The organism is Streptomyces sp. DSM 116795, from assembly GCF_055792905.1.
The window spans coordinates 3,752,349-3,776,254 of record NZ_CM147707.1; the positions used below are offsets into that span (position 1 = coordinate 3,752,349).

The 23,906-nt window shown below is 70.0% G+C and carries 23 protein-coding genes; 13 read left to right on the forward strand and 10 right to left on the reverse strand.

The genetic code is table 11. The features are described from left to right. Positions 1-150 precede the first annotated feature (150 nt). Entirely contained in the window at positions 151-759 is a 609-nt protein-coding gene (locus tag ACSMXX_RS16150; RefSeq protein WP_473179403.1) for a GOLPH3/VPS74 family protein, read from the forward strand. Between the two features lie 160 nt (positions 760-919). Continuing rightward, positions 920-1,333 (forward strand): VOC family protein, encoded by a 414-nt coding sequence (locus ACSMXX_RS16155; RefSeq protein ID WP_473179404.1) that lies wholly within the window; start codon positions 920-922, stop codon positions 1,331-1,333. A gap of 184 nt (positions 1,334-1,517) precedes the next feature. Here the strand turns inward: ACSMXX_RS16155 and ACSMXX_RS16160 are convergent, their stop codons facing one another. Beyond that, a complete protein-coding gene (locus ACSMXX_RS16160; RefSeq protein WP_473179405.1) occupies positions 1,518-3,038 on the reverse strand; it encodes an FG-GAP-like repeat-containing protein in 1,521 nt (506 codons plus the stop codon). A gap of 228 nt (positions 3,039-3,266) precedes the next feature. Beyond that, on the reverse strand, positions 3,267-3,617 hold the full coding sequence (locus ACSMXX_RS16165) for a VOC family protein (protein WP_473179406.1): 351 nt from the start codon (positions 3,615-3,617) through the stop codon (positions 3,267-3,269). 56 nt (positions 3,618-3,673) lie between these two features. Here ACSMXX_RS16165 and ACSMXX_RS16170 point away from each other — a divergent pair, with 56 nt between their 5' ends. Beyond that, positions 3,674-4,198 carry a helix-turn-helix domain-containing protein gene (locus ACSMXX_RS16170; protein ID WP_473179407.1) on the forward strand — a complete coding sequence of 175 codons (525 nt, stop codon included), beginning with the start codon at positions 3,674-3,676 and terminating at the stop codon, positions 4,196-4,198. A 70-nt stretch (positions 4,199-4,268) separates the two neighbouring features. Here the strand turns inward: ACSMXX_RS16170 and ACSMXX_RS16175 are convergent, their stop codons facing one another. Further along, positions 4,269-5,108 (reverse strand): alpha/beta fold hydrolase, encoded by an 840-nt coding sequence (locus tag ACSMXX_RS16175; protein WP_473179408.1) that lies wholly within the window; start codon positions 5,106-5,108, stop codon positions 4,269-4,271. Beyond that, entirely contained in the window at positions 5,108-5,704 is a 597-nt protein-coding gene (locus ACSMXX_RS16180; protein ID WP_473179409.1) for a TetR/AcrR family transcriptional regulator, read from the reverse strand. The genes ACSMXX_RS16175 and ACSMXX_RS16180 overlap by 1 nt, the downstream gene beginning before the upstream one ends. Before the next feature lie 193 nt (positions 5,705-5,897). Here ACSMXX_RS16180 and ACSMXX_RS16185 point away from each other — a divergent pair, with 193 nt between their 5' ends. The 3 genes from ACSMXX_RS16185 (at position 5,898) to ACSMXX_RS16195 (ending at position 8,403) form a co-directional block, all read left to right on the forward strand. Beyond that, entirely contained in the window at positions 5,898-6,824 is a 927-nt protein-coding gene (locus ACSMXX_RS16185) for an alpha/beta fold hydrolase (protein WP_473179410.1), read from the forward strand. 186 nt (positions 6,825-7,010) lie between these two features. Beyond that, positions 7,011-7,625: a glyoxalase gene (locus ACSMXX_RS16190; protein WP_473179411.1), complete on the forward strand. Its 615-nt coding sequence runs from the start codon at positions 7,011-7,013 to the stop codon at positions 7,623-7,625. A gap of 109 nt (positions 7,626-7,734) precedes the next feature. Further along, the gene (locus ACSMXX_RS16195) at positions 7,735-8,403 is read left to right on the forward strand and encodes a class I SAM-dependent methyltransferase (RefSeq protein ID WP_473184809.1); all 669 of its coding nucleotides are present in this window, start codon (positions 7,735-7,737) and stop codon (positions 8,401-8,403) included. Between the two features lie 175 nt (positions 8,404-8,578). On the opposite strand, the gene ACSMXX_RS16200 is transcribed toward ACSMXX_RS16195, so the two are convergent. Next, a complete protein-coding gene (locus ACSMXX_RS16200; RefSeq protein WP_473179412.1) occupies positions 8,579-10,639 on the reverse strand; it encodes a phosphocholine-specific phospholipase C in 2,061 nt (686 codons plus the stop codon). Between the two features lie 219 nt (positions 10,640-10,858). Here ACSMXX_RS16200 and ACSMXX_RS16205 point away from each other — a divergent pair, with 219 nt between their 5' ends. Further along, on the forward strand, positions 10,859-11,227 hold the full coding sequence (locus tag ACSMXX_RS16205) for an MmcQ/YjbR family DNA-binding protein (RefSeq protein ID WP_473179413.1): 369 nt from the start codon (positions 10,859-10,861) through the stop codon (positions 11,225-11,227). Positions 11,228-11,278: 51 nt separating this feature from the next. Here the strand turns inward: ACSMXX_RS16205 and ACSMXX_RS16210 are convergent, their stop codons facing one another. Then, positions 11,279-12,409 carry a YihY/virulence factor BrkB family protein gene (locus ACSMXX_RS16210; protein WP_473179414.1) on the reverse strand — a complete coding sequence of 377 codons (1,131 nt, stop codon included), beginning with the start codon at positions 12,407-12,409 and terminating at the stop codon, positions 11,279-11,281. Between the two features lie 291 nt (positions 12,410-12,700). Here ACSMXX_RS16210 and ACSMXX_RS16215 point away from each other — a divergent pair, with 291 nt between their 5' ends. Both ACSMXX_RS16215 and ACSMXX_RS16220 read left to right on the forward strand, forming a co-directional pair. Further along, positions 12,701-13,468 carry an alpha/beta fold hydrolase gene (locus ACSMXX_RS16215; protein ID WP_473179415.1) on the forward strand — a complete coding sequence of 256 codons (768 nt, stop codon included), beginning with the start codon at positions 12,701-12,703 and terminating at the stop codon, positions 13,466-13,468. Continuing rightward, positions 13,468-14,733 carry a cytochrome P450 gene (locus tag ACSMXX_RS16220; RefSeq protein WP_473179416.1) on the forward strand — a complete coding sequence of 422 codons (1,266 nt, stop codon included), beginning with the start codon at positions 13,468-13,470 and terminating at the stop codon, positions 14,731-14,733. The genes ACSMXX_RS16215 and ACSMXX_RS16220 overlap by 1 nt, the downstream gene beginning before the upstream one ends. A 123-nt stretch (positions 14,734-14,856) precedes the next feature. On the opposite strand, the gene ACSMXX_RS16225 is transcribed toward ACSMXX_RS16220, so the two are convergent. From ACSMXX_RS16225 to ACSMXX_RS16235, 3 genes are all read right to left on the reverse strand, one after another. Further along, the gene (locus tag ACSMXX_RS16225; protein WP_473179417.1) at positions 14,857-15,510 is read right to left on the reverse strand and encodes a DUF1707 SHOCT-like domain-containing protein; all 654 of its coding nucleotides are present in this window, start codon (positions 15,508-15,510) and stop codon (positions 14,857-14,859) included. A gap of 159 nt (positions 15,511-15,669) precedes the next feature. Beyond that, on the reverse strand, positions 15,670-16,998 hold the full coding sequence (locus tag ACSMXX_RS16230) for a flavin monoamine oxidase family protein (RefSeq protein ID WP_473179418.1): 1,329 nt from the start codon (positions 16,996-16,998) through the stop codon (positions 15,670-15,672). A gap of 243 nt (positions 16,999-17,241) precedes the next feature. Then, a complete protein-coding gene (locus ACSMXX_RS16235) occupies positions 17,242-17,499 on the reverse strand; it encodes a hypothetical protein (RefSeq protein WP_473179419.1) in 258 nt (85 codons plus the stop codon). A gap of 705 nt (positions 17,500-18,204) precedes the next feature. On the opposite strand from ACSMXX_RS16235, the gene ACSMXX_RS16240 reads away from it, so the two are divergent. The 4 genes from ACSMXX_RS16240 (at position 18,205) to ACSMXX_RS16255 (ending at position 23,138) form a co-directional block, all read left to right on the forward strand. Then, positions 18,205-18,780 carry a M23 family metallopeptidase gene (locus tag ACSMXX_RS16240; RefSeq protein WP_473179420.1) on the forward strand — a complete coding sequence of 192 codons (576 nt, stop codon included), beginning with the start codon at positions 18,205-18,207 and terminating at the stop codon, positions 18,778-18,780. A gap of 347 nt (positions 18,781-19,127) precedes the next feature. Further along, the gene (locus ACSMXX_RS16245; protein WP_473179421.1) at positions 19,128-20,597 is read left to right on the forward strand and encodes an FG-GAP-like repeat-containing protein; all 1,470 of its coding nucleotides are present in this window, start codon (positions 19,128-19,130) and stop codon (positions 20,595-20,597) included. Positions 20,598-21,068: 471 nt separating this feature from the next. Further along, complete coding sequence (locus ACSMXX_RS16250) at positions 21,069-21,986, forward strand: NADP-dependent oxidoreductase (RefSeq protein ID WP_473179422.1); 918 nt, start codon at positions 21,069-21,071, stop codon at positions 21,984-21,986. 507 nt (positions 21,987-22,493) lie between these two features. Then, positions 22,494-23,138 carry an RraA family protein gene (locus ACSMXX_RS16255; RefSeq protein ID WP_473179423.1) on the forward strand — a complete coding sequence of 215 codons (645 nt, stop codon included), beginning with the start codon at positions 22,494-22,496 and terminating at the stop codon, positions 23,136-23,138. A 473-nt stretch (positions 23,139-23,611) separates the two neighbouring features. On the opposite strand, the gene ACSMXX_RS16260 is transcribed toward ACSMXX_RS16255, so the two are convergent. Beyond that, positions 23,612-23,905, reverse strand: a complete 294-nt coding sequence (locus ACSMXX_RS16260) for a DUF6510 family protein (RefSeq protein ID WP_473179424.1) — start codon at positions 23,903-23,905, stop codon at positions 23,612-23,614. Position 23,906: the final 1 nt, after the last annotated feature.

Below are 23,906 nucleotides of genomic sequence, written 5' to 3' on the forward strand. Positions count from 1 at the left end.
CAGCCGCCGCTCTCGCTCCCTAGGCTGGTTGACGGGAGTACGTCTCGGGGGCCCCAGTTCCACACCGGCACAACCCGTCGTCAAGCGGGTGCGTGGCCGGTAAGAGCCGGTGTCGCATCCGTTGCCGGCGCCCCTGATGTGGAGCCCTCCATGAGCACACCGCGGGACTTGATGATCACCGCCCTGGACGTGACGCCGAGTCGCCCCGTGAAGCAGGGCGAACTGTCGCTCGCCCTGGCGGGAGCCGAGTTGATCGACCTCCTGGGTGCCGGGGCCGTCACGCTGGAAGACGGCCGGATCGTGCCCGGCGACCGGACGGCCACAGCGGATCGCCTGCTGGACGAGGCCGCGGCGTCGCTCGTCCGGGAGACGCCGTACGAGTCCGCCGGCGACTGGCTGTGGCGCAGAGGCCGCGGCCTGGCGTCGGCCTATCTGGCCGCCCTTGAGTCGGAAGGGCGGCTCACGCGGCAGCGCAGCCGCTGGATGCCGTTCCGGACCGGCCGGACCGTGCCGGCGGATTCGCCCGACCGCCGCCGGGCGGGGGACCGCTGGGCATCGGAAGAGCCCGTCCTCGTCACACTTGCGACGACCGTCGGCATACGCGACGACGAGACCGGGCGGGACACCCTGGTCGCGCCCGACGAGGCGGTGGAGACCGTGCTCGCCGCGGTCGACGGCGCGTCGGTGGAACTGGAGGCCGTACGGCAACGGAGATCCGTCGAGCAGGATGCCTTCGACAACATCTGGCGAGGCGACTGAGGAAGCGGCTGACGGCAGGACTGACGGTGCGGACTGACGGTGCGACGCACGGCAACGGTCGCCCCGCGGCCGGTCATTGGCGGAGTTCATCCTGGTGCCGTTGTCAGTGGTCCGGGCTATTGTGCGGAATCCACTGTTTGATCCGATTCAGGAGGTTTTCATGACCTCGCGTCTCAACCCGTACATCAGCTTCGGCGGCGACGCCCGGCAGGCGATGGAGTTCTACAAGGAGGTCTTCGGCGGCACGCTCGCCCTGAACAGCTACGGCGAGTTCGGCCAGAGCGGCACGCCCGAGGCGGACAAGATCATGCACGGCATGCTGGAGACGCCGAGCGGCTTCGCCCTGATGGGTGCCGACGCCCCGCCGGGGACGGAGCACACCCCGGGCAACGACTTCTCGGTGAGCCTCAGCGGCGACGACGACGCCGAACTGCGTGGCTACTGGGAGAAGTTGTCCGCGGGAGGCACCGTGGCCGTGCCCCTGGAGAAGCAGATGTGGGGCGATGTGTTCGGCATGTGCACGGACCGGTTCGGCATCTCCTGGATGGTCAACATCAGCGAGCCGCAGGGCTGAACGGCACCATCATGGGCAACGACGGCCTGTCACCCGGGACTTCGGGACTTCCGGACGGTGATTCCCGGGCGCAGAGGGCGGATTCGAAGCCCGTCACCCGCTCCACGGCGAAGTCGGCAGACGCACCCGCCCGGCCCGGACCGGACCGGGCGGGTGCGTCTGCGCCCGCCCGGCGGTTGCGGCCTCAGCGCAGGAAGCCACCGAGGCGTGCATCGGCGACGGGACCCCCGACGTCACCGGGGCCGAACGCGGCGGCGCCGTCCGTCGTCAGGCCGTCGCCCGTCCCGCGCAGCGACCACACGGCTCCGGCCGAGGCGTTCTCCTTCGTCGAGGAGACGTTCACGTCGCGGTGACCGTCGCCGTCGACGTCCTTCAGTGCGCATGCCGCCCCGAACTCGTCGCCCGTCTCGGCGACTCCGGGCACGCCCGCCGTGTTCTGGTGCACGACCTGGCTGCCGGTGCCGGTGACGCCGGAGGGGCTGCCGTGCAGCAGCGCGACCGACCCGGCGTCCGTCAGCCCGCCGAAGTCCTCCCCGCTGATGCCGACGGCGACCTCCGCGTTGCCGTCCCCGGTGACGTCGGCGACCGAGACGCACGAGCCGACCCGGTCGCCGTCCTCCTGCGCGCCGGGGAACCCGGCCAGGCTCTGGTCGAAGGACTGGGCGCGGTCGCCGGACGGACCCGAGGCCGAGCCGAAGACGACGGTGACCTTCTGGTTCACGCCGGCGCCGAGCACGACGTCGTCGAATCCGTCGCCGTCCACGTCACCCAGGTCGCTGTCGCCCTCGTCGCCGGCGGAGCCGAAGTCGCCCACGGTGCTCGTCGTCGTGAAGCCGGCCTTGCCCCCGAGCAGTACGTGGTTGCCCCAGACGCCGTCGCCCTCGTACTGCCAGATCGCGATGTCCTGGCGCTTGTCGCCGTTGACGTCGCCGGCGGCCTTCGCCTTGACGGGGCCGCTGACCGACGAAGGGCCATCGACGCACGAGTCGTCCTCCGCGCAGCCCGGGCCGTCGTCGCCGTAGCCCCACCACTCGGACTTGTCCATGAAGTCGAGCCGCCCGGCGGGCGAACCGTCGCGGGATATCGGGCCCTTGAGCAGTGCGGCCGGCTGCGTCACGGGGTCGTCGCCGCCCACGTCGGCGTCGCCGAGCAGCGCCAGGTCCGCCTTGCCGTCGCCGTCGAAGTCGCCCGCCTGCGGAGTCCGCCCGTACTCGTCGAGCGCCGTGCCCTTGGCCGGCCCGGACGGCGACCCCCACAGGATCACGCTGCCGGAGGGCGCGTCGGCGGAACCGACGACGAGGTCGCCGTAGCCGTCGCCGTCCAGGTCGCCCGTGCTGAAGGTCTTGCCGAACTGCTGCTTGGCGGCGGCCGATCCGGGCACACCGCTCGTCGAACGGCTCAGCAGCGTCCTGCTGGACGGGTCGATGCCGTCCGCCGATCCGTACGTCACCGTCACGTACCCCGCCTGCGCCTTGCCGGAGACCTTGCCTCCCGGAGCGCCGGAGACCAGGTCCGCGTGGCCGTCGCCGTTGAGGTCCTCCGCGGGGGCCGCAGCCTCGGCCGGCGCCGCGTGCGCTTCCTCCGGGGTGAGCGACCAGGCGGTCAGGCCGCCCGCCGCCAGCAGTGCGACGGCGAGCGGCACAGCGGCCCGGCCGGCCCGCCCTCCGCGAGCACTGCGGACATCGGGGCGTCTCAAGGGTGTCATCGCGAATTCCTTTGTTTGTCTAGGCCATTCGCGTCAGGAGACACACCTGACTCCAAATTGGTTGCACCTGTGCGCTTCCGACGTACGGGCTCGCGGCAACCAGCGCGGCCGTCGCCCCAGTGGTGCGGTGAAGCGTGAGCGGGGACGGTGGACACGAGACCGCCCGCTTCGCCCGCATCGGGCACCGCTTCCGCAGCCTCTGCGGCTGCGGGCCGGCCGCCCTCGCTCCTACGGGGCGGTCTGGTCTGTCGACTGGTCCATGACGTAGATCGTCGCGCCGCCCGGGTCCTGGTAGGTGGCCAGGAAACCGCCGGGGATCTCCGAGGGCCCGGCGAGGACGGCAAGGTTCTCCGGGCGATCAGCATGGAAGGTCACGACGCTGTCGACGACGAACAGCGGCCCGACGGGGGCCTTGGGGTCGTTCGCGTCGAGCATGACCTGTACGTCGCTGCCGGGCAGGGCCAGGGCGACGGTGGCGTCGCCCTCGCGCCACACCTCGGTGAACCCGAGGGTGTCGCGGTAGAGAGCGAGCGAGGCCGTGAGATCGGAGGTCGGGACGAACATGAACTCGAGCTTCATGGCGGAGCCTCCTGCCATAACTGGATTTCCGCACAGCATAACCGTATTATGTTCGGGTGCGCGAGTGGATCCCGGTGTCGACCTCCCCGAAGGGCAGGCTCGCGCTCGCTGCGGTCAAGGAGTTCGGAGCACGCCCCTTCGACGAGGTCACCGTGGCCGAACTGGCGGCGGCGGCGAGGGTCACCACGGGCGCGCTGTACCACCACTTCGGCAGCAAGCTCGGGCTGTACGCCTTCGTTCGGGAGGACGTGGAACGGCGCCTCCTCGACCGGATGGAAGGCGCACTGGCGGCCCACGCATCGGACCGCGCGGCAGCAGTGACGTCTGCCTTGTCGGTAGGCCTGGAGTTCGCCGTCCGGGAGGACTTCCTCCGCATCCTGGGGGATCCGCCCGCGGGCACGGCCCATGACCGGCTGGCCGAGATGCTCAGCCGGACGGCCGTCCCGACGGCGCCGCTGCTCGGCCGGGTGCTCGCGGCAGCCTGGCGCGCGGCACTGTCCGCGATCGCCGAAGGCGCCGAACCGGAGCAGGCGCGCGCGGCCGTCGCGGCTCTGAGAATCGACCTGCCCGACGGCGAATGAAGACCTCGCCGGAAGAAGCCCTCCGGCTGACGGGCAGCACCCCGAGCGGTGTCGCCACGCGCCGGGTCGCCTACAAGTGGGGCTCGCGCTGGAGCACTTCCATCAGCTGTCCGGCGAACTCCCGCGGGTACTCGGTGACTCCGACATGGCTGCCGGGGAACTCGACGGCCTTCCGGCCCAGCAGTTCCGCGAGCCGGGTGCCCGGCCCGTACAGCGGTTCCTGGCCACGCGAATCGCGCCCCAGCGCGACCACCAGCTTGCCGGCGACGGTGCGCAGCGCGGGGAGGTCGGGCGTGATCGCCGTGAACGGGCACAGCATGTGCTCCAAGAAGACCGGCAGATTGGCGTGCATCCGGGCCGCCATCTCCCTGACTCCGGGCGCCGGTTCGGTCGCCTTGCGCGTGGACCGGCCTCCAAGGCCCTCGCTGAACCTGGCCATTGCGGGCCCCGGACCCTGCGTACGGAAGATCTCCCGCACCTCCGCGAAGAGAGCCCGGTACGGGGCGGGATCGTCCAGGAGCTCCACCAGCGGCGGCTCGTGCGCGACCACCGTGCGCAGCTGCCCGGGATGCCGGACCAGCAGATCGAGGGCGACGATCGCGCCCGAGCTGCTGCCGAGGACACAGGCCTCCTGGTCCGGTGAGAGCACGGAGAGCAGCCGGTGTGCGTCGTCGCTCCAGACCTCCACCCGCTGATCGGAGAGCGGTCCGTCGAGGGAGCTGCGAGAGAGCCCGCGCGGATCGTAGGAGACCACGGTGTACTGGGCGGCGAGGTCCGTCGCGATGCCCTCGTACACGCCGGCGTCGGCCGCGCCGCCGGGTATCAGCAGCGCTACGGGGCCGCTGCCGCGTGTCTCGTAGTGCAGGGTGGCCCCGGGGACCTTGAGGGTGCCTGAGGTGGGTGTGTGCATCACTCGCTCCGTCCGGGCCGTGAAGGCCAGTTCTCCAGGAGTACGTGGAGTGCCTCGACGGAGCGCTTCCAGGACTCCCGTACGGCGCGGGGGTGTTTGAAGCCCTCGCTGAGTTCCAGGTGGATGTAGCCGTGAAAGGTGCTGCGCAGCAGCCGGGCGGCGTCGGTCAGGTCCGGTTCGGCGAGGCCGTAGGCGCGCAGCATGCCGTAGGTGAGTTCGACGCTGCGGCGCAGGGCGGAGCCGGCGGCCTCGGAGTCGGGGGCCTCGTCGGGGGAGAAACCCATCTGGCTGACCGCGTAGCGGCCGGGATGGTCGAGGGCGTACTGCCGGTAGGCGTCGGCGAAGGCGATGAGCGCGTCCTTGCCCGCCCGCCCGGCCACGGCGGAGCCGATGCGGTCGGTCATCTCCACGGAAGCCAGCAGAGCGACGCGCACGCGCAGGTCCCGCAGGCTCTTCACATGCGAGTAGAGGCTCGCGTCCCTGACGTCCAAGCGCTTCGCCAGCGCGGACACCGTGAGCCCTTCGGACCCAACCTCGTCCGCCAACTCCGCGGCGGCCTCCGTCACTTTGGCCGCAGTGAGTCCCGCTCGCACCATGTGGCACCTCCGTAGGCGCGATCCCGTTCATAGCCGCGATCCCGGCGGCACGATTTTCAGTGGCTGCCTAGGACTCCTAGGTCATAGGCTAGCACTACTAGGAAGTCAGGCCCGGCTCGTCGTACGACGAGCCGCGGTTACGGAGAACCGCCAGTCGCTGCCCCGTCGGCGCCGGCCGTTGAGAGGGGACCCCTTGCCGCAACCACCGCACAACCGCGTCGCCGGGCCCGCCGGGGACATCGCCGTGGCGGACCACGGCGGCGACGGACCGGACGTCGTGCTCTGTCACGGAGCGAACCGCACCCTGCTCGACTGGGAGCTCATGCGCCCCCACCTGACCGGAATGCGGTTGGTCTCCTACGACCTGCGCGGTCACGGTCTGTCCGACCCGCCCGCGGACGGGGACTACAGCTGGGCCGGGCATCTCGCCGATCTGGACGCGGTCACCGATGCGCTGGCGCTGGACGGCCCCCGCGTGATCGGCCACTCCCTGGGCGGCATGATCGCCCTGTGCCACGGCCAACGGAGCCCCGAATGCCCGGGTGTGGCCGACCTCGACGGCCTCGGCGGCGGCCTGCCGGAGCTGTACCCGGGCCTGGACCCCGAGGTGGTCGCGGCCCGGCGCGCCCAGCAACTCGCGGCACACTCGGCGGCACTCGCACCGGACGTCCTCGATGCCGGACAGACCGAAGCGGCCGTCGAGCGGGCCCGTCAGGCAGCCGCCGTGTACGGCTTGGACGCAGCGCTGGAGGAAGCCGGCACCCGGCGTTCGCTCCGGCCGCTGGCGGACGGGCGCCACCAGCGCATGCCGGCGGCCTCGGCCCAAGCAGCCCTGATGGCACCGCTCGAAGGCTGGAGCGCCTTCACCGCCGTACGCGAAGCGGTCTGTCCCACCCTCCTCGTGCAGGGCGGGCAGGCGCCGGATCTGACCCGACTGCCCGCTCCCTTCCGGGAGTTGAACGAGGCGCTGCTGGCCGGAGTGCGGAACGAGCTGGAAGCGCTGAGGGAGAACGCCCGGCCGGGACTGCGCGTCGCCCAGGTGCGGGAGGCCGGACACATGCTTCACCTCCAGGCGCCGAAGGAAGCAGCCGGTCTCGTGCGCGACTTCCTGCTGTCGTAGGCGTCTGGGTCTGGGTCTGGGCCTGGGTGGCCGGCGGTGCGCGCACGTCTGCACGCGGGCAGGTGCAGCCGCGCGCATACGGGCAGGGGTGCTCCGGACCGGCCACGTAAGCGGCGTCAGCCCGGCGGACGAGACCGGTCAGGAATCGAGAAGCGCGTGCCCCGCGTCGAAATTAGCGTGACCACCATGACTGACATCCAATCGGTCACCCTCGAGGTGGCCGATCCATCAGCCGGCAGCCGCTTCTACTCGGACGCCTTCGGCCTGGGCCCCGAGGTGCACCTGCGGGCCTCGGAGGCGCCGACAACCGGTTTCCGCGGGTTCACGCTGACGCTCTCGGTGTCCCAGCCGTCCACCGTCGCCGGTCTCATCGACACCGCCCTCGACGCCGGCGCCACTGCGCTGAAGCCGGCGGCGAAGTCGCTCTGGGGCTACGGCGGCGTCGTACGGGCCCCGGACGGGACGGTCTGGCAGGTCTCAACCTCCGCGAAGAAGGACACCGGCCCCGCCACCAGGGAGATCGACGAGATCGTGCTCCTGCTGGGAGTCGCGGACGTGGCCGCGAGCAAGCGGTTCTACGTCGACCACGGCCTCACCGTGACGAAGAGCTTCGGTCGCAAGTACGCCGAGTTCGCCACCCCTTCGAGTCCCGTCAAGCTGGCGCTCTACGGACGCCGTGCCCTTGCCAAGGTCGCCGGCGTATCCCCCGAAGGCACCGGATCGCACCGGCTCGTCATCGACAGCGATGCCGAGCCCTTCACCGACCCGGACGGGTTCGCGTGGCAGGCCGCATCGCATTGAGCCGTGCACTGAACACCTCGGCGGCCTCCGCTGCCCGGGCTAGCGTGGAGGCGTGACGCTGTTCATCTCCCCGGAGGGACCGGGCCTCGCCGAGCTGGTCCGGCAGGCCATGTCGTCCACGCAGCGGGGCTACGACCTGCTCGCGCCGAAGTTCGACAGCAGCCCGTTCCGTACCCCGGACGGGATGCTGGACGCCACCGCTCACGTGCTGCGCCCGCTCGGCCCGTTCGAGGCGGGGCTCGATCTCTGCTGCGGCACCGGCGGGGGCGTGGAGCGGGTGCTGCGGCGGGTGTGCGCAGGACCCGTCACCGGGGTCGACTTCAGCGAGGGCATGCTCGCCGAGGCCCGCCGTGCGGTGCCCGACGCGGAGTGGGTGCGCGCCGACGCACGCGCGCTGCCGGCCCGCGACGCCTTCGATCTGGCGGTCAGCTTCGGGGCGTTCGGGCACTTCTTGCCGCATGAGCGGCCCACGCTGTTCGCGCAGGTCCACGCCGCCCTGCGCCCTGGCGGCCTGTTCGCCTTCCCCGTCCCGGCGCCACCCCGCGTCGGCTCGCGGCAGTACTGGACGCTGTGGGGATTCGACGCGGCGATGCGGGTGCGCAATGCGCTCTGGCACCCCCGTTTCGTCATGTACTACCGGAGGTTCCGCCTCCCTGAGGTACGTCGCGACCTGGTCGCCGCGGGATTCACCGTCACCACTCTCGCCCTGGAGTCCCTCGGCCGCCTGCCGGACGGCAGCCCCCGCTGCCGGCTGGTCCTGGCCCGGCGCCGGGACTGAGCCCGACTCCCGGTCCGCAGCGGCCCGCGGCCTTGCGGGGGCGGCCGTCGTACCCGATCGAGCTCGCCTAGCACGGGGCGACCAGGTTGGGGTCATGAGGCCTCGGCCCCCCGGTCTCCCCTCGGGCTCCTCCTCGGCCCTCTCGGCGTACTCGGTCGAAGGTGGCCCTGCCGGCTCAGCCCGTCAGCGTCGCCGGGTCGCTGACGCCCGGAGTGCCCGTCTCCACGTGGCCCGCGAGACGGCGCAGCCACGACTGGTCCGTGTCGGAGTACACGGACAGGTCGTACCAGCGCCTGCTCGCCCGCAGGCTCACCCTCTGCACCCTGCGGCCGCCGGCGCGCACGGTCCAGGTCTCCTTCGATCCGTCGTACGCGTTCGTCACCGTGAGGTTGCAGTCGACGTCACCGCGGTTCGTCATGGTCAGCTCGATGTCGCCGCTCGCCGGGAGATGGCGGCCGGTCACTTCGGGGCCCGCGGTGCCGCCGGGCCCCCTGAAGACGCACAGGAATCCGTTGGGGCCGTGGACGGAGAGGTCGTAAGCGCCGTCCGACGAGTCCGTGTTCCAGGTGTCGGAGAGTTCCTTGCCCGCCCCGGCGGTGTACGTCCAAGGCCCGTCCGTACGGTTCGCCGACGTGACCAGGAAGCAGGCACCCGCCGCCTCGCCGCCGGTGAAGGTGAGCTTGAATCTCCCGTCGGCGGCTCCGGTCGTCCCGTCCACGCGCGGCGCGTAGAGCAGCGGCCGCGTGGGCCGCGAACCGGCCTCCTGCCCGGGCAGGGAAGGGCTGGCGGGCGGCTTCGGCACGTAGCTGTCGTGCCGCTCCTTGTCCGGGGGCTCGTACGCGTCGGTGTCCGGGAGCGAAGCGGGCTCGGTGTCCTTGAGGCCGAAGTCGAACGCCGAGGTGAGATCCCCGCAGATCGCGCGCCGCCAGGGCGAGATGTTCGGCTCCCGTACGCCGAAGCGGCGCTCCATGAAGCGGAGGATGGAGGTGTGGTCGAGGACCTCCGAGCAGACGTAACCACCCGTGCTCCAGGGGGAGACGACGAGCATGGGCACGCGCTGGCCCAGTCCGTACGGGCCGGGAGCGTAGCCTTCGACGCCGCCGGGGTAGTGGTCGGGCGCGGTGTCGACGGTGGAGGCGCCCTGGGCGGCGGAGGCCGGCGGGAACGGCGGGACGACGTGGTCGAAGTAGCCGTCGTTCTCGTCGTACGTGATGAACAGCGCCGTACGGCTCCATACCTCAGGGTCGGAGGTGAGGGCGTCCAGGACCTGGGAGATGTACCAAGCGCCGTAGTTCGCGGGGAAGTTGGGGTGCTCCGAGAAGGCCTCGGGCGCGGCTATCCAGGAGATCCGCGGGAGCCTGCCGGCCTGCACGTCGGCCTTGAGGACGTCGAAGTAGCCGTCGCCCTTCTTGGCGTCGGTGCCGGTGCGGGCCTTGTCGTAGAGGGGGTCGCCGGGTCGGGCGCCGCGGTAACTGTTGAACCAGAGCAGCGAGTTGTCGCCGTAGTTGCCCCGGTAGGCGTCGTCGATCCAGCCCCAGGAGCCCTCTTCGTCCAGGCCGTCGCCGATGTCCTGGTAGACCTTCCACGAGATCCCGGCCTGCTCCAGCCGCTCGGGGTACGTCGTCCAGCCGTACCCGGCCTCCTCGTTGCCCAGGACGGGGCCGCCGCCCTTGCCGTCGTTGCCCGTGTAACCCGTCCACATGTAGAAGCGGTTCGGGTCCGTGGCTCCGATCATCGAGCAGTGGTAGGCGTCGCAGACGGTGAAGGAGTCCGCGAGCGCGTAGTGGAACGGGATGTCCTCGCGCGTCAGATACGCCATCGTCCCGGTGCCCTTGGCGGGGATCCACTGGTCGTACTTGCCGTCGTGCCAGGCACGTTGGCCGCCCGCCCAGTCGTGGTTGAGGCCCGCGATGAACTGCATACCCAGGTTCTCGGCGTCGGGGTGGTACGGCAGCACGTCCTTGGCGCCGTCCGACTGGTGCCAGACCGTCTTGCTTCCGGACGGTGCCGCCGGGCGCGGATCGCCGAATCCGCGTACGCCCCTGAGGGAGCCGAAGTAGTGGTCGAAGGACCGGTTCTCCTGCATCAGCACGACGATGTGCTCGACGTCCTCGATGGTGCCCGAACGGCGCGCCGCGGGGATCGCGGCAGCACGCTCGATGCTGCTCGACAGGGCGGCGAAGCCCGCAGTCGCGCCTGCGATCTGGAGGAAGCGGCGCCGATTGAGTTCTGGCATGGGGCTGTTGACCTCGCGGGGGGTGTGGGGAGCGGTCCGCGAAAGTCTTTCAGGACGGGCGGGTGCACGGGGGGCGCCTGGATGAACAACCGTCAAAGTCAGGAAAGGGCCTGATGCGGGGTGGGCCCAGTCCGCTGACACGGCGATCCGCTGACACGGCGAAGCTCGCGGTGAGTGAACGTGCCCTGGTCGCCGCCGTGGCCGCCATAGGTTGGTGCCATGCCCGACTCAGAGGACGTCCGCCGTATCGCGCTGTCATTCCCGGAGACGGTGGAGAAGGAGGCATGGAACATGCCTACGTTCCGCGTCGCCGGCAAGATGTTCATCACGGTCCCCGACGATGAGACGTCGTTCGCCGTGCGTTGCCCCAAGCACGAGCGGACCGAACTGATCGCGGCGGAGCCGGAGAAGTTCTGGGTGCCGCCGCACGAGGCAGGTACGCCATGGGTGCGCGTACGTCTCGCTGCTCTGGACGACCGGGACGAACTGCGCGACATCCTTGCCGATTCCTGGAAGCAGGCCGCTCCGCCCCGTCTGCTGGACGCCTTCACCGGCCTTGATTCCGATGAGGGACCGGGTACGGGCTGAGCCCAGGCCCTCTTGGTACGCCCCGCGGCGCGGGCCCCTTGGGCCGGTGGATCACGCGGTGCGCGAGCGCTTCTTCCGCTTGGGCGTCGAACGTTCGTCGAGTTGGAGCTCCCGCTCCGCGCCGCTGGTGCCGGCTGTGATCTGGCGGCTGCGCTCTCGCTCCGCGTTGAACTCCGCCCCCAGCAGGATGGCGAGATTCGTGATCCACAGCCACACGAGGAATACGATCACGCCGCCGAGCGCTCCGTAAGTCTTGTTGTACGAACCGAAGTTGGCGACGTACGCGGCGAACCCGACGGATGCGACGAGCCAGATGGCCAAGGCCAGCAGTGCGCCTGGGACCACCGACTTCAGACCGGACAGCCGGGCGTTGGGTGATGCGTAGTACAGCACGCAGAACATGAGAACGACGAACAGCAGCAGAACCGGCCACTTCGCGATGTTCCATGCTGTCACTGCGGCGTCTCCCGCCCCGATGGCCGATCCGACCTTCGTGGCCAGCGGCCCGCTGACCACCAGTGCGATCAGGACGACGGCCTGCAGCAGGACGAGAATGAGCGTGACGAGCATCTGAAGTGGGCGGAGCTTGACGAAAGGCCGGCCTTCCTCCACCTCGTAGATCACATTCGAAGCGCGCATGAAGGCACCGACGTAGGCCGATGCGCTCCACAGAGCTGCGGCGACGCCGACGACGAGCAGGACTCCCGCTGTCTCCTTGCTCGCCGCAAGGCTGCTGATCGGCCCCTTGAGGGTGTTCACCGCCGAGGCCGGGCCGATCGAGCTGACAAGGTCCGTGGCGGCACTGATGATCTTCTGGGGGCTCATGATCAGACCGACCAGGGAGAGCAGCGCGATGAGCGCGGGGAAGATCGAGAGCACCGCGTAGTAGGTCAGGGCCGCTGCCGAGTCGGAGAGATTGTCCTCCTTGAACTCGCTGACGGTGCGCTTGAGCGTCTCCCCGAGACCGCCCTTCCTCGGGTGAGGCGGGCCCTCGGGCTGCCGGCCGGTGCGCTTCTCGTCGAGATGGCTCACCGGCGCGGGCCGGGACTCGGGACCCCGGGCCTCCCGGCCGGTGTGCTTCTCGAAGGGGCGATCGGCCCCCGGCTCGGATGCCGGGCCTTCGCGCTGCCTGTCGGGACGTTCCTCGGGACCGCCAGGTGATGTGGGCTCCGGTCCAGACATGGAACCTCCTCCGCTGGTGGTGAGGGCTGCTCACACGGCTGCTCACACGTGCCCCTCCTGATTACCGTCGCCTTCAGGCTAGGGCGAGGTCTCCGGTGCTGCACGGCCGGACCGCGGTGGCCTGCCCGCGCGGGCTTCCGGCGGCTCTTCCCCTCCACCGGAGCGACCAGCTCAGGACAGGAAGCCTCCCCGGCGGCCCTTGCCCGTATCGCGTACGATGCCGTGTTCCTCGACCCGGGTCTCTGGTCCTAAGCTCGCCGAGTTCACCAACTCGGCGGCGGAGGACGGAACATGGACGTTCAGCGTGTCGGCACAGGAGCGCACACCGTGCTGGTTCTGCACGGCTGGTTCGGCTCGTCGCGGTCGTGGCAGGCCCTGCTGCCGCACCTCGATCAGGAGACGTTCAGCTACGTGTTCCTGGACTACCGCGGCTACGGGAAGCGTCGCGGCGAGACGGGACGGTTCTCGGTCGCCGAGGCGGCGGCCGACGTGCTGACGGCGGCCGGCGAACTGGGGGCGGAGCGCTTCTCGTTGCTCGGGCACTCGATGGGCGGATCCGTCATGCAACGGGTGTACGCCGACGAGCCCGAGCGGGTCCGGGCACTCGTCGGGGTGTCGCCGGTGCCCGCCAGCGGTGTGCCGTTCGACGAGCAGAGCTGGCAGCTGTTCTCCAGCGCCGCCGACAGTCCCGACAGCCGCCGCGCGATCATCGACTTCACCACTGGAAACCGCCTGACGGGAACCTGGCTGGACGCCATGGTGCGGCATTCGATGGACAACTCCGACCGCGACGCGTTCGCCGCCTATCTGCCTGCCTGGGCGCGCACCGACTTCCACACCGAGATCAAGGGCCGCGACGTGCCGATCCAGGTGATCGCCGGACGGCACGACCCGGCGCTGGGTCCCGAGACCATGCAGGCGACGTTCGGAGCCTGGTATCCGAACCTGGAACTCGAGATATTCCCCGACGCCGGGCACTACGCGATGGACGAGTCCCCGGTGGCCCTCGCCGGCACCGTCGAGCGCTTCTTGAAGAAGCACAGCCTCAAGAGGCACTGATGGCCGCTCCCACTGGGATCCCCGACGTGTTCGACCCGCGCGTGTTCGCGCGCGGCATCCCGCACGACAGCTTCCGCCGGCTGCGGGACGAGGCGCCGGTCTGCCGGCAGGACGAGCGCGAAGTGCTCGACTGGCCCGCCGGACCCGGATACTGGGCCGTCACCCGCTACCAGGACGTCCGCGACGTGCTGCGCGACCCTGCCGGCTACTCGTCCTGGCTCGGCGCCACCCAGATCCGCGACCCCGCCCCCGACGACCTCGACTTCATCCGGCGCATGATCCTCAACATGGACCCGCCGGAGCACAGCCGGATCCGCTGCCTGGCCGCCGCCGTGTTCACCAGGCGGCGCCTTGAACGCTTCACCGAACAGATCACCGCACGTGCCACCGCTCTGCTCGACTCCGTTGCCGAGCACGGCAGTTGCGACCTTCCCGTCGAGGTCACCGACGACTTCCCCCTCGCCAACCTCGCCGAGCTGCTCGGCGTCCCCGCCGCCGACCGCGGCCTGCTGCTGAAGTGGACCAACCGGGTCATCGGCTACCAGGACCCCGAACACGCCGAGGTCGTGCGCGATGCCGACGGACGGCCCGTCAACCCGCGCTCCCCCGCGATGCTGCGCGACATGTTCGACTACGCGCACGAACTCGCCCGGCACAAGCGCAGCCACCCCGCCGACGACCTGATGACCGCGCTGGCCACCGCCACCCTCGACGACGGACGCCCCCTGACCGGCGAAGAGTTGGCGATGTTCTTCTTCCTCGTCGTGATCGCCGGCAACGACACCGTGCGCAGCGCCCTGCCCGGCGGTGTCCTGGCGCTCCTCGAACACCCCGACGCCTACCGGCAGTTGCGCGCCGACCCCGGCCTTCTGCCCACCGCCGTCGAGGAGATGCTGCGCTGGCACCCGCCAGTGCTCAGCTTCCGCCGCACCGCCGCCCGGGACACCGAACTCGCCGGGCAGCAGATCAGCGAGGGCGACAAGGTCGTCGTCTACCACGCCTCCGCCCACTTCGACGAGCGCGCCTTCCCCGATCCGTACCGGTTCGACATCGCCCGCACGCCCAACGACCACCTGGCCTTCGGTCAGGGCCCTCACATGTGCCTCGGCGCGCACTTCGGCCGTCTGCAGATGCGGATCTTCTTCTCCCAATTGCTCAGCCGCCTGCCGGAGTTGGAACTCGACGGGCCTCCGGTCCGCCTGATCTCCAACTTCATCAACGGCATCACGCATCTGCCGGTGCGCTGGGCCCCGTCGCACCGCTGACGGGCGGCGGAGGAGGGGGCGGCGTCGCGGCGTACCGGCTGCCGGAGGGGCCCGAGACGGTCCCCGCCACTGACGGGCCGAGGGACCCGCGTGTGGTCCTCGCTCCGGCAGGCATCGATGGAGTCAATCGCCGGCAGGCAGCGACGGGGGCTTGCGCAGCAGCCACTGCCCGAACGTCCGGCGTGGGTGCTTCACCACGACGTTTCCATGCATCTTCGTGCCGACCAGCTCCACTCGCAGCGTGACCGGCGTAGCAGGGTCTGGAGTCTGACGGAACTTGACCTTGCTGTGCACCAGAGTCAAAGCATCGGCATCGACCACGATGCCCGGCTTTGTGATCAGTGTCAGGGTCTTGCCGACCATCTGCATGTCTATCCGCAAGTTGTCCTGCGTGATCACTGCCTGAGTGAAGTCGAGCGTCATCCTGGACCATGCCAGGACGAGCTCCAGCCTCCGCGGCACCATCCAGCGCCCCACGCGTTGGACCGTGCTGTGCGTCTGCTCGATCCGGAGTACATCCTTGACCTCTGCCACGGCTGCGCCGACCGAGGCCGCCACGGGCGGCAAGTCAGCGGTCAGCACGGTCAGTTCGCTGACGGTCCGCGCGGACAAGGCAGCCTCCAGGCGCTCGTCCAACTCGTCCGCGGTCAGCCGGCCGTCCCCCGCCGCCACACGCAGCACGTCCACCACCCGGTCCCGGTCCGCATGCGAGGCCCGCAGCCCGGGCGGCGAGCCGTGGCCGGAGGGCTTCCCGGTGGGCGAGATCTCTCCCGACATGCTTCCGTCCTGGTCCTGTCGAAGGTCTTCGCGTGATGCAGCCGACGGCGCGACTCGAGGACTAACGCTATATCGCGATATGGGTCCCGGCCAGGGCCCTCAAGAAGACAAGGCGGTCGCCGGCGAACGGGCGGCGCACGAACAGCATCTTGAACGCCCTCAGCCGGAGGCCCAGGCGTCCTCGATCGGAATGGGATGACCGAGGATGTCCGACGCGGCGCGGTGGCCGGAGCGGAGCGCCGCGTTGACCGTCGCCGGGTCGTCCGTCCACGTCGCCTCGCCCGCGAGATGCAGCACGCCGCCCACGGGGGTGGCGAGAAGGTCATGGTCTTCGGGCGCCGATCCCACGGTCATGTACGCGTACGACCCTCGCGAGCAGGGGTCGTCCTGCCACGAGGTCACGTGCACGGAGACGGGGTTCTCGACGCGGTCGCCGTAGAGCCGGCGCAGTTCGCGGAGGACCGAGTCGACGATCTGCTCCTGCTCCCATCCTCGCGTCTCCTGCGCGGCCGGACCGGCGGCGAACGTGAGGAGCGTCGGCACGCCGTGCAGGGCGGTGAGGTCGTACCAGGAGTGCCACCAGACCCCGCTCGGCCCTTGCTGACGGATGCCGTACACCTCGTCGTCCCAGAACTTCGAGCGGAAACTGAGGAAGACCTTCTCGAAGGCGTTCATCTCCAGGCGTGCCAGCGCACCGGCCACCGGTTCGGGCAGCGCGGGTTCGATGCTGAACTCCGCGGACTTCAGCACGCCGACAGGGACGGTGACCACTACACGGTCCCCCGTGAACACGCCGCGACCGGTGGTGACTTCGGCTCCGCCGGACGACCAGCGCACCGAGGTGACGACGTGCTCGAGCCGAACGTCGAGCCCCGCCGCGAGGTGCGTCGCGAGGGCGTCGTAGCCGTCGGGGAAGACGACCTCGTCGCCGTCGATCGAATCGTCGTCGAGCCCGTGCGCGTCGAGCTCGTCGATCCACACGCCGTACTGCTCCTCGGTTCGATGGCGCAGGTACTCCCGGACGCGCTCGGCGCGTTCCGCCCCCCAGCCCTGCGCGGCCAGGGCCGACTCGACCGCCTCGCCGTACGAGCGCCCCGGCGTGAAGGCGCCCACGACGCGGGCGAGTTCGGCATCCACCGCGTCGATGTCGGCCACGAAGCGCTCCACTTCGTCGTCGGTGAGACGAACGCCCGAGGGACCGTAGTACGCGATGGGCCGGCTGTACGGCTGGTACCCGCCGACCGTGAACTCCACGGTCCGCAGCCCGAATTCGGCTGCGGCTGCGGCGACCGGGCTGTCGGTGACCCCATGGATCCAGGACGCGCCGAGATCGGTGACGACCCCGCCGTCCCGGTCGCTCCACACACGTCCGCCGATGCGATCGCGAGCCTCGAGCAGGACGACCCGCTGACCGCTCCGGGAAAGCAGTCGTGCCGCGGTCAATCCTGCGATACCCGCACCCACGACGACCGTGTCGACTCGATCCATGTCACCCACCCCCTCTCGGCGCGCTTCGCGCGGCGTACCCGGTCAGGGTAGTGGGCGGTGCAGGGCACGCAGCGGGCACGAACCCGCTAGGCAGGGCTGGCACATCCCGCACAGCAAAGAAGCCCCGGACTGCTGGCCTGGGGCTTCGTGCTGGAGCGGGTGACGGGAATCGAACCCGCACTCTGAGCCTGGGAGTCGAACGACCGGAGGTGTGGTTCATCCTGAGTCCAGGGGTGTCCGTCGTCATACCGACCCATCGTGCTGCGGCGGTATCCAGTCAAGCTTGTGCCGGATGTGCGACGACATCTTCGCGTCCAGCTGCACGTGCAGCTGGGTATTCCCGCAGGCCGCGCAGACGTAGGCGTCGAACACCGGCTGCTTCGCCCCGAACTTGCCCGCTCCCGGCTGGCGGAGCCCGGCCTGCGCCACGTACTCGCCCCGGTACACCTCGCCGCCGCCGCACGCCGCACAGCGTCCGTAGCGCATATCCCCATTAGTCATGGGGGCGAGCCTAGATCCTGCACGCTCGGTCTCGGCGAATCAGCCCCGGCGTCAGCTGCGACCGATTGCCGCCGCTCCCCGGACCCGCTGGGTCACCTCCCGCGCCGGCGGTGTGTCTCCCGATCTTGGTCATCGTGCTGCCAAGGTCCGGAGGTGGTCGTTCCATCTGGTCACGTTGATGTCGGCCACCGATGTCGTACCTGGAGGGCATCGGCAGGCGGGTTACTGGCCATGGTCCCTGATGGACTTGGTACCCGAGGCTACCGAGACGGCCAAAGCCGGAGTCCCAGTAGAGATCATCTGGCACTTCCAACTGGTCGGGCCCTGAACGCCATCACACGATCGTCGTGCGGTGAACACGACGGCTGCGCCGCACCGTTCCCCGTGAAACCACCTGCCGTAAGGGTTGGCTCGGTGCGGGGAAGTCCAGCCGCGTTCGTACGTGTTGATGTCAGGAGCAGCTGAGCGGAATGTGATCTGCCCGGCCAGGTCACCGCGGCGAGCGCCGGACGATTGCCGGCGGTTCGTGGCGTGGCTGCCGTGGTCAGGCCGCCGGCAACTTCCTTACGCGCTCTGCGAGCAGAGGCAGCAATTTGTCTCGCCATTTGTCGGACAACTGAACGTACCGCCGTGGGTGAACTGCTCGCGCTACTCTGCCGCCGCGGGGAATGTAGTGAGCACGACAAAATCAGACTCGGAGAGACCATGAAGAAGAGAACCGGCATCATGCTGGGCATGATCCTGGTGGCGGGGGCCGCGGTGACACCGGTCGCGGCGTCCGCCGCGGAGGAGGAGCCACAGGCGACGAACTTCCAGCTCCCATTCAAGTGCGCGGACTCCTGGCGACTCGACACCTGGGGCCACAACCCCGCGCTGGACATGGTCAAGGAGCCGGACCAGCACGGGACCGAGGGGGCGCAGCTGGTCGCGCCGGAGGCCGGCACCGTCAACATGTCCTTCTGGCACGACAACGCCGGCAACGTGGTCCAGATCAACCACGGCGGCGGCCACTTCACCACGTACCTCCACATGCAGTCGCGGTCCGTCAACGCGGGCGACACAGTCGCTCAGGGCCAGGGGATCGGCGCCGTCGGAAAGACAGGCCCCACCTCCAACGGTCACCCCCACCTCCACTTCGAGCACGGCGTCGACGCCAACGGCGACGGGGAGGCCTCCTGGGGCACATCCGACTCGGAGCGGGTCAACGCTTCGTTCAACGGGGTCGAATACGCCGGAAGCAGCAAGACCTGGCGGGACGTCAAGAGCAACAACTCCTGCTGACACGGACCGGTCGGCGATCGGGCGGCCCCTCGGCTCGCTGCGCTCCGGAGACCTCGAGGTCACCGGTCGCACGGCCGTCGGGCCGTCCGCCCTCCCTGGCACCCGAGGAAGTGTGCGCCTGGACGCCCGCACCCGAGGAGGCCAGGATCCTCCGTCGGGCTTTCCGTGCGCCCGTCGTCCCGCCCGGCGATGACCGCGTCGCGGTCTCGGGCACCCGCGACGTCGAGGGGCTCGCCCACGCCCCCCGTGAACCCGGTGCCGACCACTTGTGAACTCCGTACAACCACCTCCGCCCTTCGACGGTCACACCAGATACCCCCCACCCCGTCGACCGAGTGGGGGCCTCCGTGCCACACAGCTGCCGCATCCTGACGTGCGCCGTCGCAGCCGCCGCTGTGGCCACCGCGGGGTTCGTGTTCCCGCCCGGCGCCACCGCTGCCGCACCCCGCACCGTCACGAGCGACTTCGACGGCGACGGCTACGCGGACCTCGCCGTCGGCGTCCCGGACGGGACAGTCGGCGGACGGGCCAAGGCCGGGTACGTGAACGTCGTCCGGGGCGGCCCGAAGGGCGTCGGCGCCCACGGAAGCATCCGTGTCACGCAGGCCACTCCCGAGATTCCCGGCACTCCGGAGGCCGGCGACCGCTTCGGTGCCTCCGTGGCCCTGACGGACCTCAACGGCGACGGCATCGCGGAACTGCTCGCCGGTGTCCCCGGCGAGGACGTCATCGACCGCGGTACGGACGCGGGCATGGTCATAGCCGTAGGCGGCTCGACGGGCGGGCCGGGAGTGGGGTCGACGGTCCTCACCGGGCCGTCGCCGTCGGCTGCGTACGGCAAATCGGTCGTGGCGGCCGACCTGACCGGCGGCGGCAACAAAGCGATTGTGATCGGCGGCACGGACAAGGTCGTCGCGCGTGTCATCCAGGGTGAAGACAGCATGATCACCACCGTCGTCGCCGCCCCCATGGGCGGCCGCGCCCCCGTCCTGGCCACCGGCGACTTCGACAGCGACGGCACGGCGGACCTGGCCGTGGCGTACTGGACCGCGGGCAACCCCAACACGCAGTCCCACGCGCGCCTGTGGAAGTGGGACGCCGACTCGTCCGCGATGGCCAACTTCTGGAACACGGACAACGCCGGCGTGACCGATTTGGCCGCCGGCGACTTCGACGGCGACGGCCACGACGATCTGGCGCTCGGTGAATGCCGTGAGATCGCCGACGAGAACATCGACGACCCGTGCGGCCCCGAAGAGCTCGCCAAGGGGGGCGGCATCCACGTCCACTACGGAAGCCCCGCGGCCGGCCAGTTCGGCAGCCGCGCCCAGACCCTCAACCAGGACACGGCGGGCATCCCGGGCGTGGCAGAGGACGGCGATCGCTTCGGCGCCGCCCTGGCCGTCGCCGACGTCAACCGCGACGGTCGCGACGATCTGATCGCGGGCGCTCCCGGTGAGGCCATCGGGAGCAGAGCGGGGGCGGGTGCCGCCTGGCTGCTCCGCGGTGGTGCTCAAGGCCTGCTCGACGCCAACGGCGCTGCCACATCCGTCACTTGGAACCAGGACACGTCCGGCGTCCCGGGCGTCGCCGAGGCGGGAGACGCCTTCGGCGCGGCGGTCGCCTCGGCTGACGGCAACGCCGACGGCGTACCGGATGTCACGGTCGGATCCCCTGGCGAGAACGCCTCGCTGGGCGCCGTATGGCTCCTCCCCAGTGGCTCGGCCAGCGGCTCGGCGGCCTTCTCGCCCCGCACGCTCGGTCTCCCGTACCTCTCCACGGCTCAGAAGTACGGCAAACCGCTGAGCAGCCGCTGAACGCCCTGCCAACGTGGCGCCCGCCCCCACCGCATCGGCCCCGGCCGGGCGGCGAGCCGCCACCTCCGGCCCGGAGCACTCGATGTACGCCCCGACGACTGCTCAACGCAGACGCGGTGGCAGACAGGCTCCGCGGCGCCCGCGAATCCCTTCGTTGTGGCCGCGCGGTCCAACTGTCCCCGGTCGCACAACAAACAAGCCCCCGGTCGCTGGCCTGGGGCTTTGTGCTGGAGCGGGTGACGGGCATCGAACCCGCGCTCAGAGCTTGGGAATCACCGAGTCTGGCTGAGCAGATGGCGCGCTGACCTGGGGCACCGCGCCCTACGTTCCTCTGAATGGCGACCTAACGGAACCGCCGTCGACCGTGGTTTACCGACCCTCCGGGCACGGTACGGGCACGCGTGCTGGCGTCACCAAGTAACGAAGCTGAAGTGCCGTGTAGGCGAGGGACTGATCCAGAGAGGCGTCCGAGTGAAGGCGATTGTGGTGACAGATGAAGCCGCGGGAACGGCCGGGATGACGCTGGCGGAGCGGCCAGACCCGGAGGCGGCGGGGAACGATGTCCTCGTTGAGGTACATGCGTCGGGATTCACACCTGGCGAGCTGACGTGGCCTGGAACCTGGACCGATCGCCTCGGCCGCGACCGCACGCCGTCGATCCCCGGCCACGAGGTGGCCGGTGTGGTCAGCGCTCTCGGCTATGGCACGAGAGGGCTGTCGGTGGGACAGCGGGTTTTCGGCCTTGCGGACTGGACACGCGACGGCACCCTGGCCGAGTACGTAGCCATCGAGGCGCGCAACGTTGCGCCGCTGCCAGGCGATCTCGACTTCACGGTGGGAGCGAGCCTGCCGATCTCGGGCTTGACCGCGTGGCAGGGACTGTTCGTGCACGGCCGCTTCCAGGCGGGACAGAGCATCCTCGTGCACGGTGCAGCCGGCGGAGTCGGCTCTGTGGTGATCCAGTTCGCTAAAGAGTCCGGTGCCTATGTCATCGGCACCGGACGTGCCGCCGATCGGGAGACCGCACTCGACTTCGGCGCGCAGGAGTTCGTTGATCTCGACAACGACTCGCTGGAAGACGTCGGCGGAGTCGATCTGGTCTTCGACGTGTTTGGCGGCGACGTCCAGAAGCGGTCCGCGGGTCTGGTTCGAGCCGGCGGGATGCTGGTCACCATCGCCGGCCCGCCCGAAGCGAAGCCGGCCGAGGGCTGGGCGGTGGACTTCGTCGTCGAGGCCGATCGCGCGCAGCTGAACGAGATCGCCCGCCGGGTGCGGGATGGTCGGCTGCGGACGAACATCGGCAACGTGGCGCGCCTCGACGACGCCGTCGCCGCATTCAACCCGACCGAGCGGATCAAGGGGAAGACCATCATCCGGGTTCGTCAATAGGACGCGGATGTCACACCCGTTGCCTTAAAGGGGCGCCGCGAGGATTGCGCCCACGTGAGATGAGACGAGCTCCGTCGGCGGAGCGGTCTTGGGCTCGAGCTGCCACGTCGTTGGGGTCGAGGCCGATGCGGCGTAGGAGCTCGGCGAGATCTTGCAGGTCGTGAGCGAGGCCGAGGATACGTCCGTTCGCGGTGACGCGACGCCCGCCGGACGGGGACGGTGGATGCATCCCGACCCGTCACCCCTCCGGCGCCGGGGCAGCACCGATCCGCAACGTTCCACTGCGGCAGCAAGCGTCCGCTGAGAGTCGAGTGTGAGGAGCGAAGGAGTGTGTTGCGGACGGGCGTCAGCCGGGAGGCGGCAAGCATGTACCTCCTCGGCCCGTTCGTCTGCGCCGTGTACGGATGCTTGTGGCGGACTTGCCTACAACTCGACCCGATCACCGCACGCCTCCCCTTGGCCGGTCCGCCTGATGGGCACAATGCCAGCGCGAGCCCTGGAGGAGAGATGAGCAGTCGGCAAGACCTGAACCTCGCAGCGAGGGCTGCTCGGCTGGGCTCGGCGAACCTGGTGGATGCGATGAGCCGCATCCACGGCCACCGAGCGCACATGTTGGCTCTGACCAGTCCGCAACCCGACCGGTCGCTGTTCGGCCCGGCCGCCACAATCGCCTATATGCCGTACCGGGACGACCTGCCACAGGCCACGGACAAATTCACCGAGTTGTTCTACGAGGCGATCGGGCAGTCGCCGGCCGGGCGGGTGCTGGTGCTCTCCAGCGGTGGGTATCCCGACGCCTCGCACGGAGGCGGCACGAAACTGTCCCGAGTGGCCGGCCACCGGCTGGCCGGTGTGCTGACGGACGGTCGGTTGCGCGACTTCGGCGAACTGCGCGACCACGGGTTCGCCACCTGGTGCCGGGGCGAGGCCACCCGTTGGGGTGGCGACACCGTGATGCCATACGCGGCCAGCGTCGCCGTGGAGGTGGCCGGGGTGTGCGTGGTCCCCGGCGACTACGTCTTCGCTGATGCGGGCGGGGCGTTGGTGATTCCTGAGGCCAGCCTGGACCGCGTCCTGGAGGAGGCGGACAAGGTGGATGCGGAAGAGGCCGATGCCGCTTCCCAGATCCGCAAAGAACGCCTGCCGCAGTAGTCCGCAGGGGTCAATGCTTGCGGACATGGGGTGCCGGCATGCCGATGAGCGACGTACGCGCGGTGTTCCAAGCGGTTCTGAAGGCGACCATCAACGGCTGGGTCGCGGAGCCGAGCTGCGTCAGGTGATGCCGCATTCGTTCGGAAGCTCGCTGACCCCTCGAAGCACGCTGCCAGCGCCGACCGCACCAGTGCGGCTGTCTCGGACACATCCACCGTGTCGTGACGATGTAGAGCGAGGCAATGACATCGTGGCCGCCGAGCACGGCGAGCGACCTGGGGTCGCTTTCAGCCGGTCTGATGCGCAGCAGGTCCGAGAAGAGGAGGCTTCCGTCCGGGGCCGCGAGCCTCGGTTTCCGCCCAGAAGAGGTCGTACGTGCTCCAAGCGTGGTCTTGACCTGGACCGGGGCGATTCAGGCCCGATTGATCGCCAGTGGCGGACCCTGCGCGACGCGGTTCGGTCCGGCAGTTGGGTCAGGCGGTTGTCAGGGGGATGCGCAGGGTCATGGTGCCGCGCAGGTCGAGCCATGCGTTGTCCGGGGAGCGCATCAGGCGGAGCGTCACGTGGCCGCAGTGAGGGCAGCGCCCGACCAGGCCGGGTGACCTGGTGTAGACGTGCAGCCGGGCCACCGGTTCGGTGACGCCACAGTTCGCGCAGCGGCCGAGGGCACTTGTCAGGTCGACGGCGAAGATCTCGGAGAGCGGGCCGGCCAGGGCGTTGCCGTCCTCGTACTCGTCGCCGTCCGGGTGGTGGTTCATGTCAGCCATG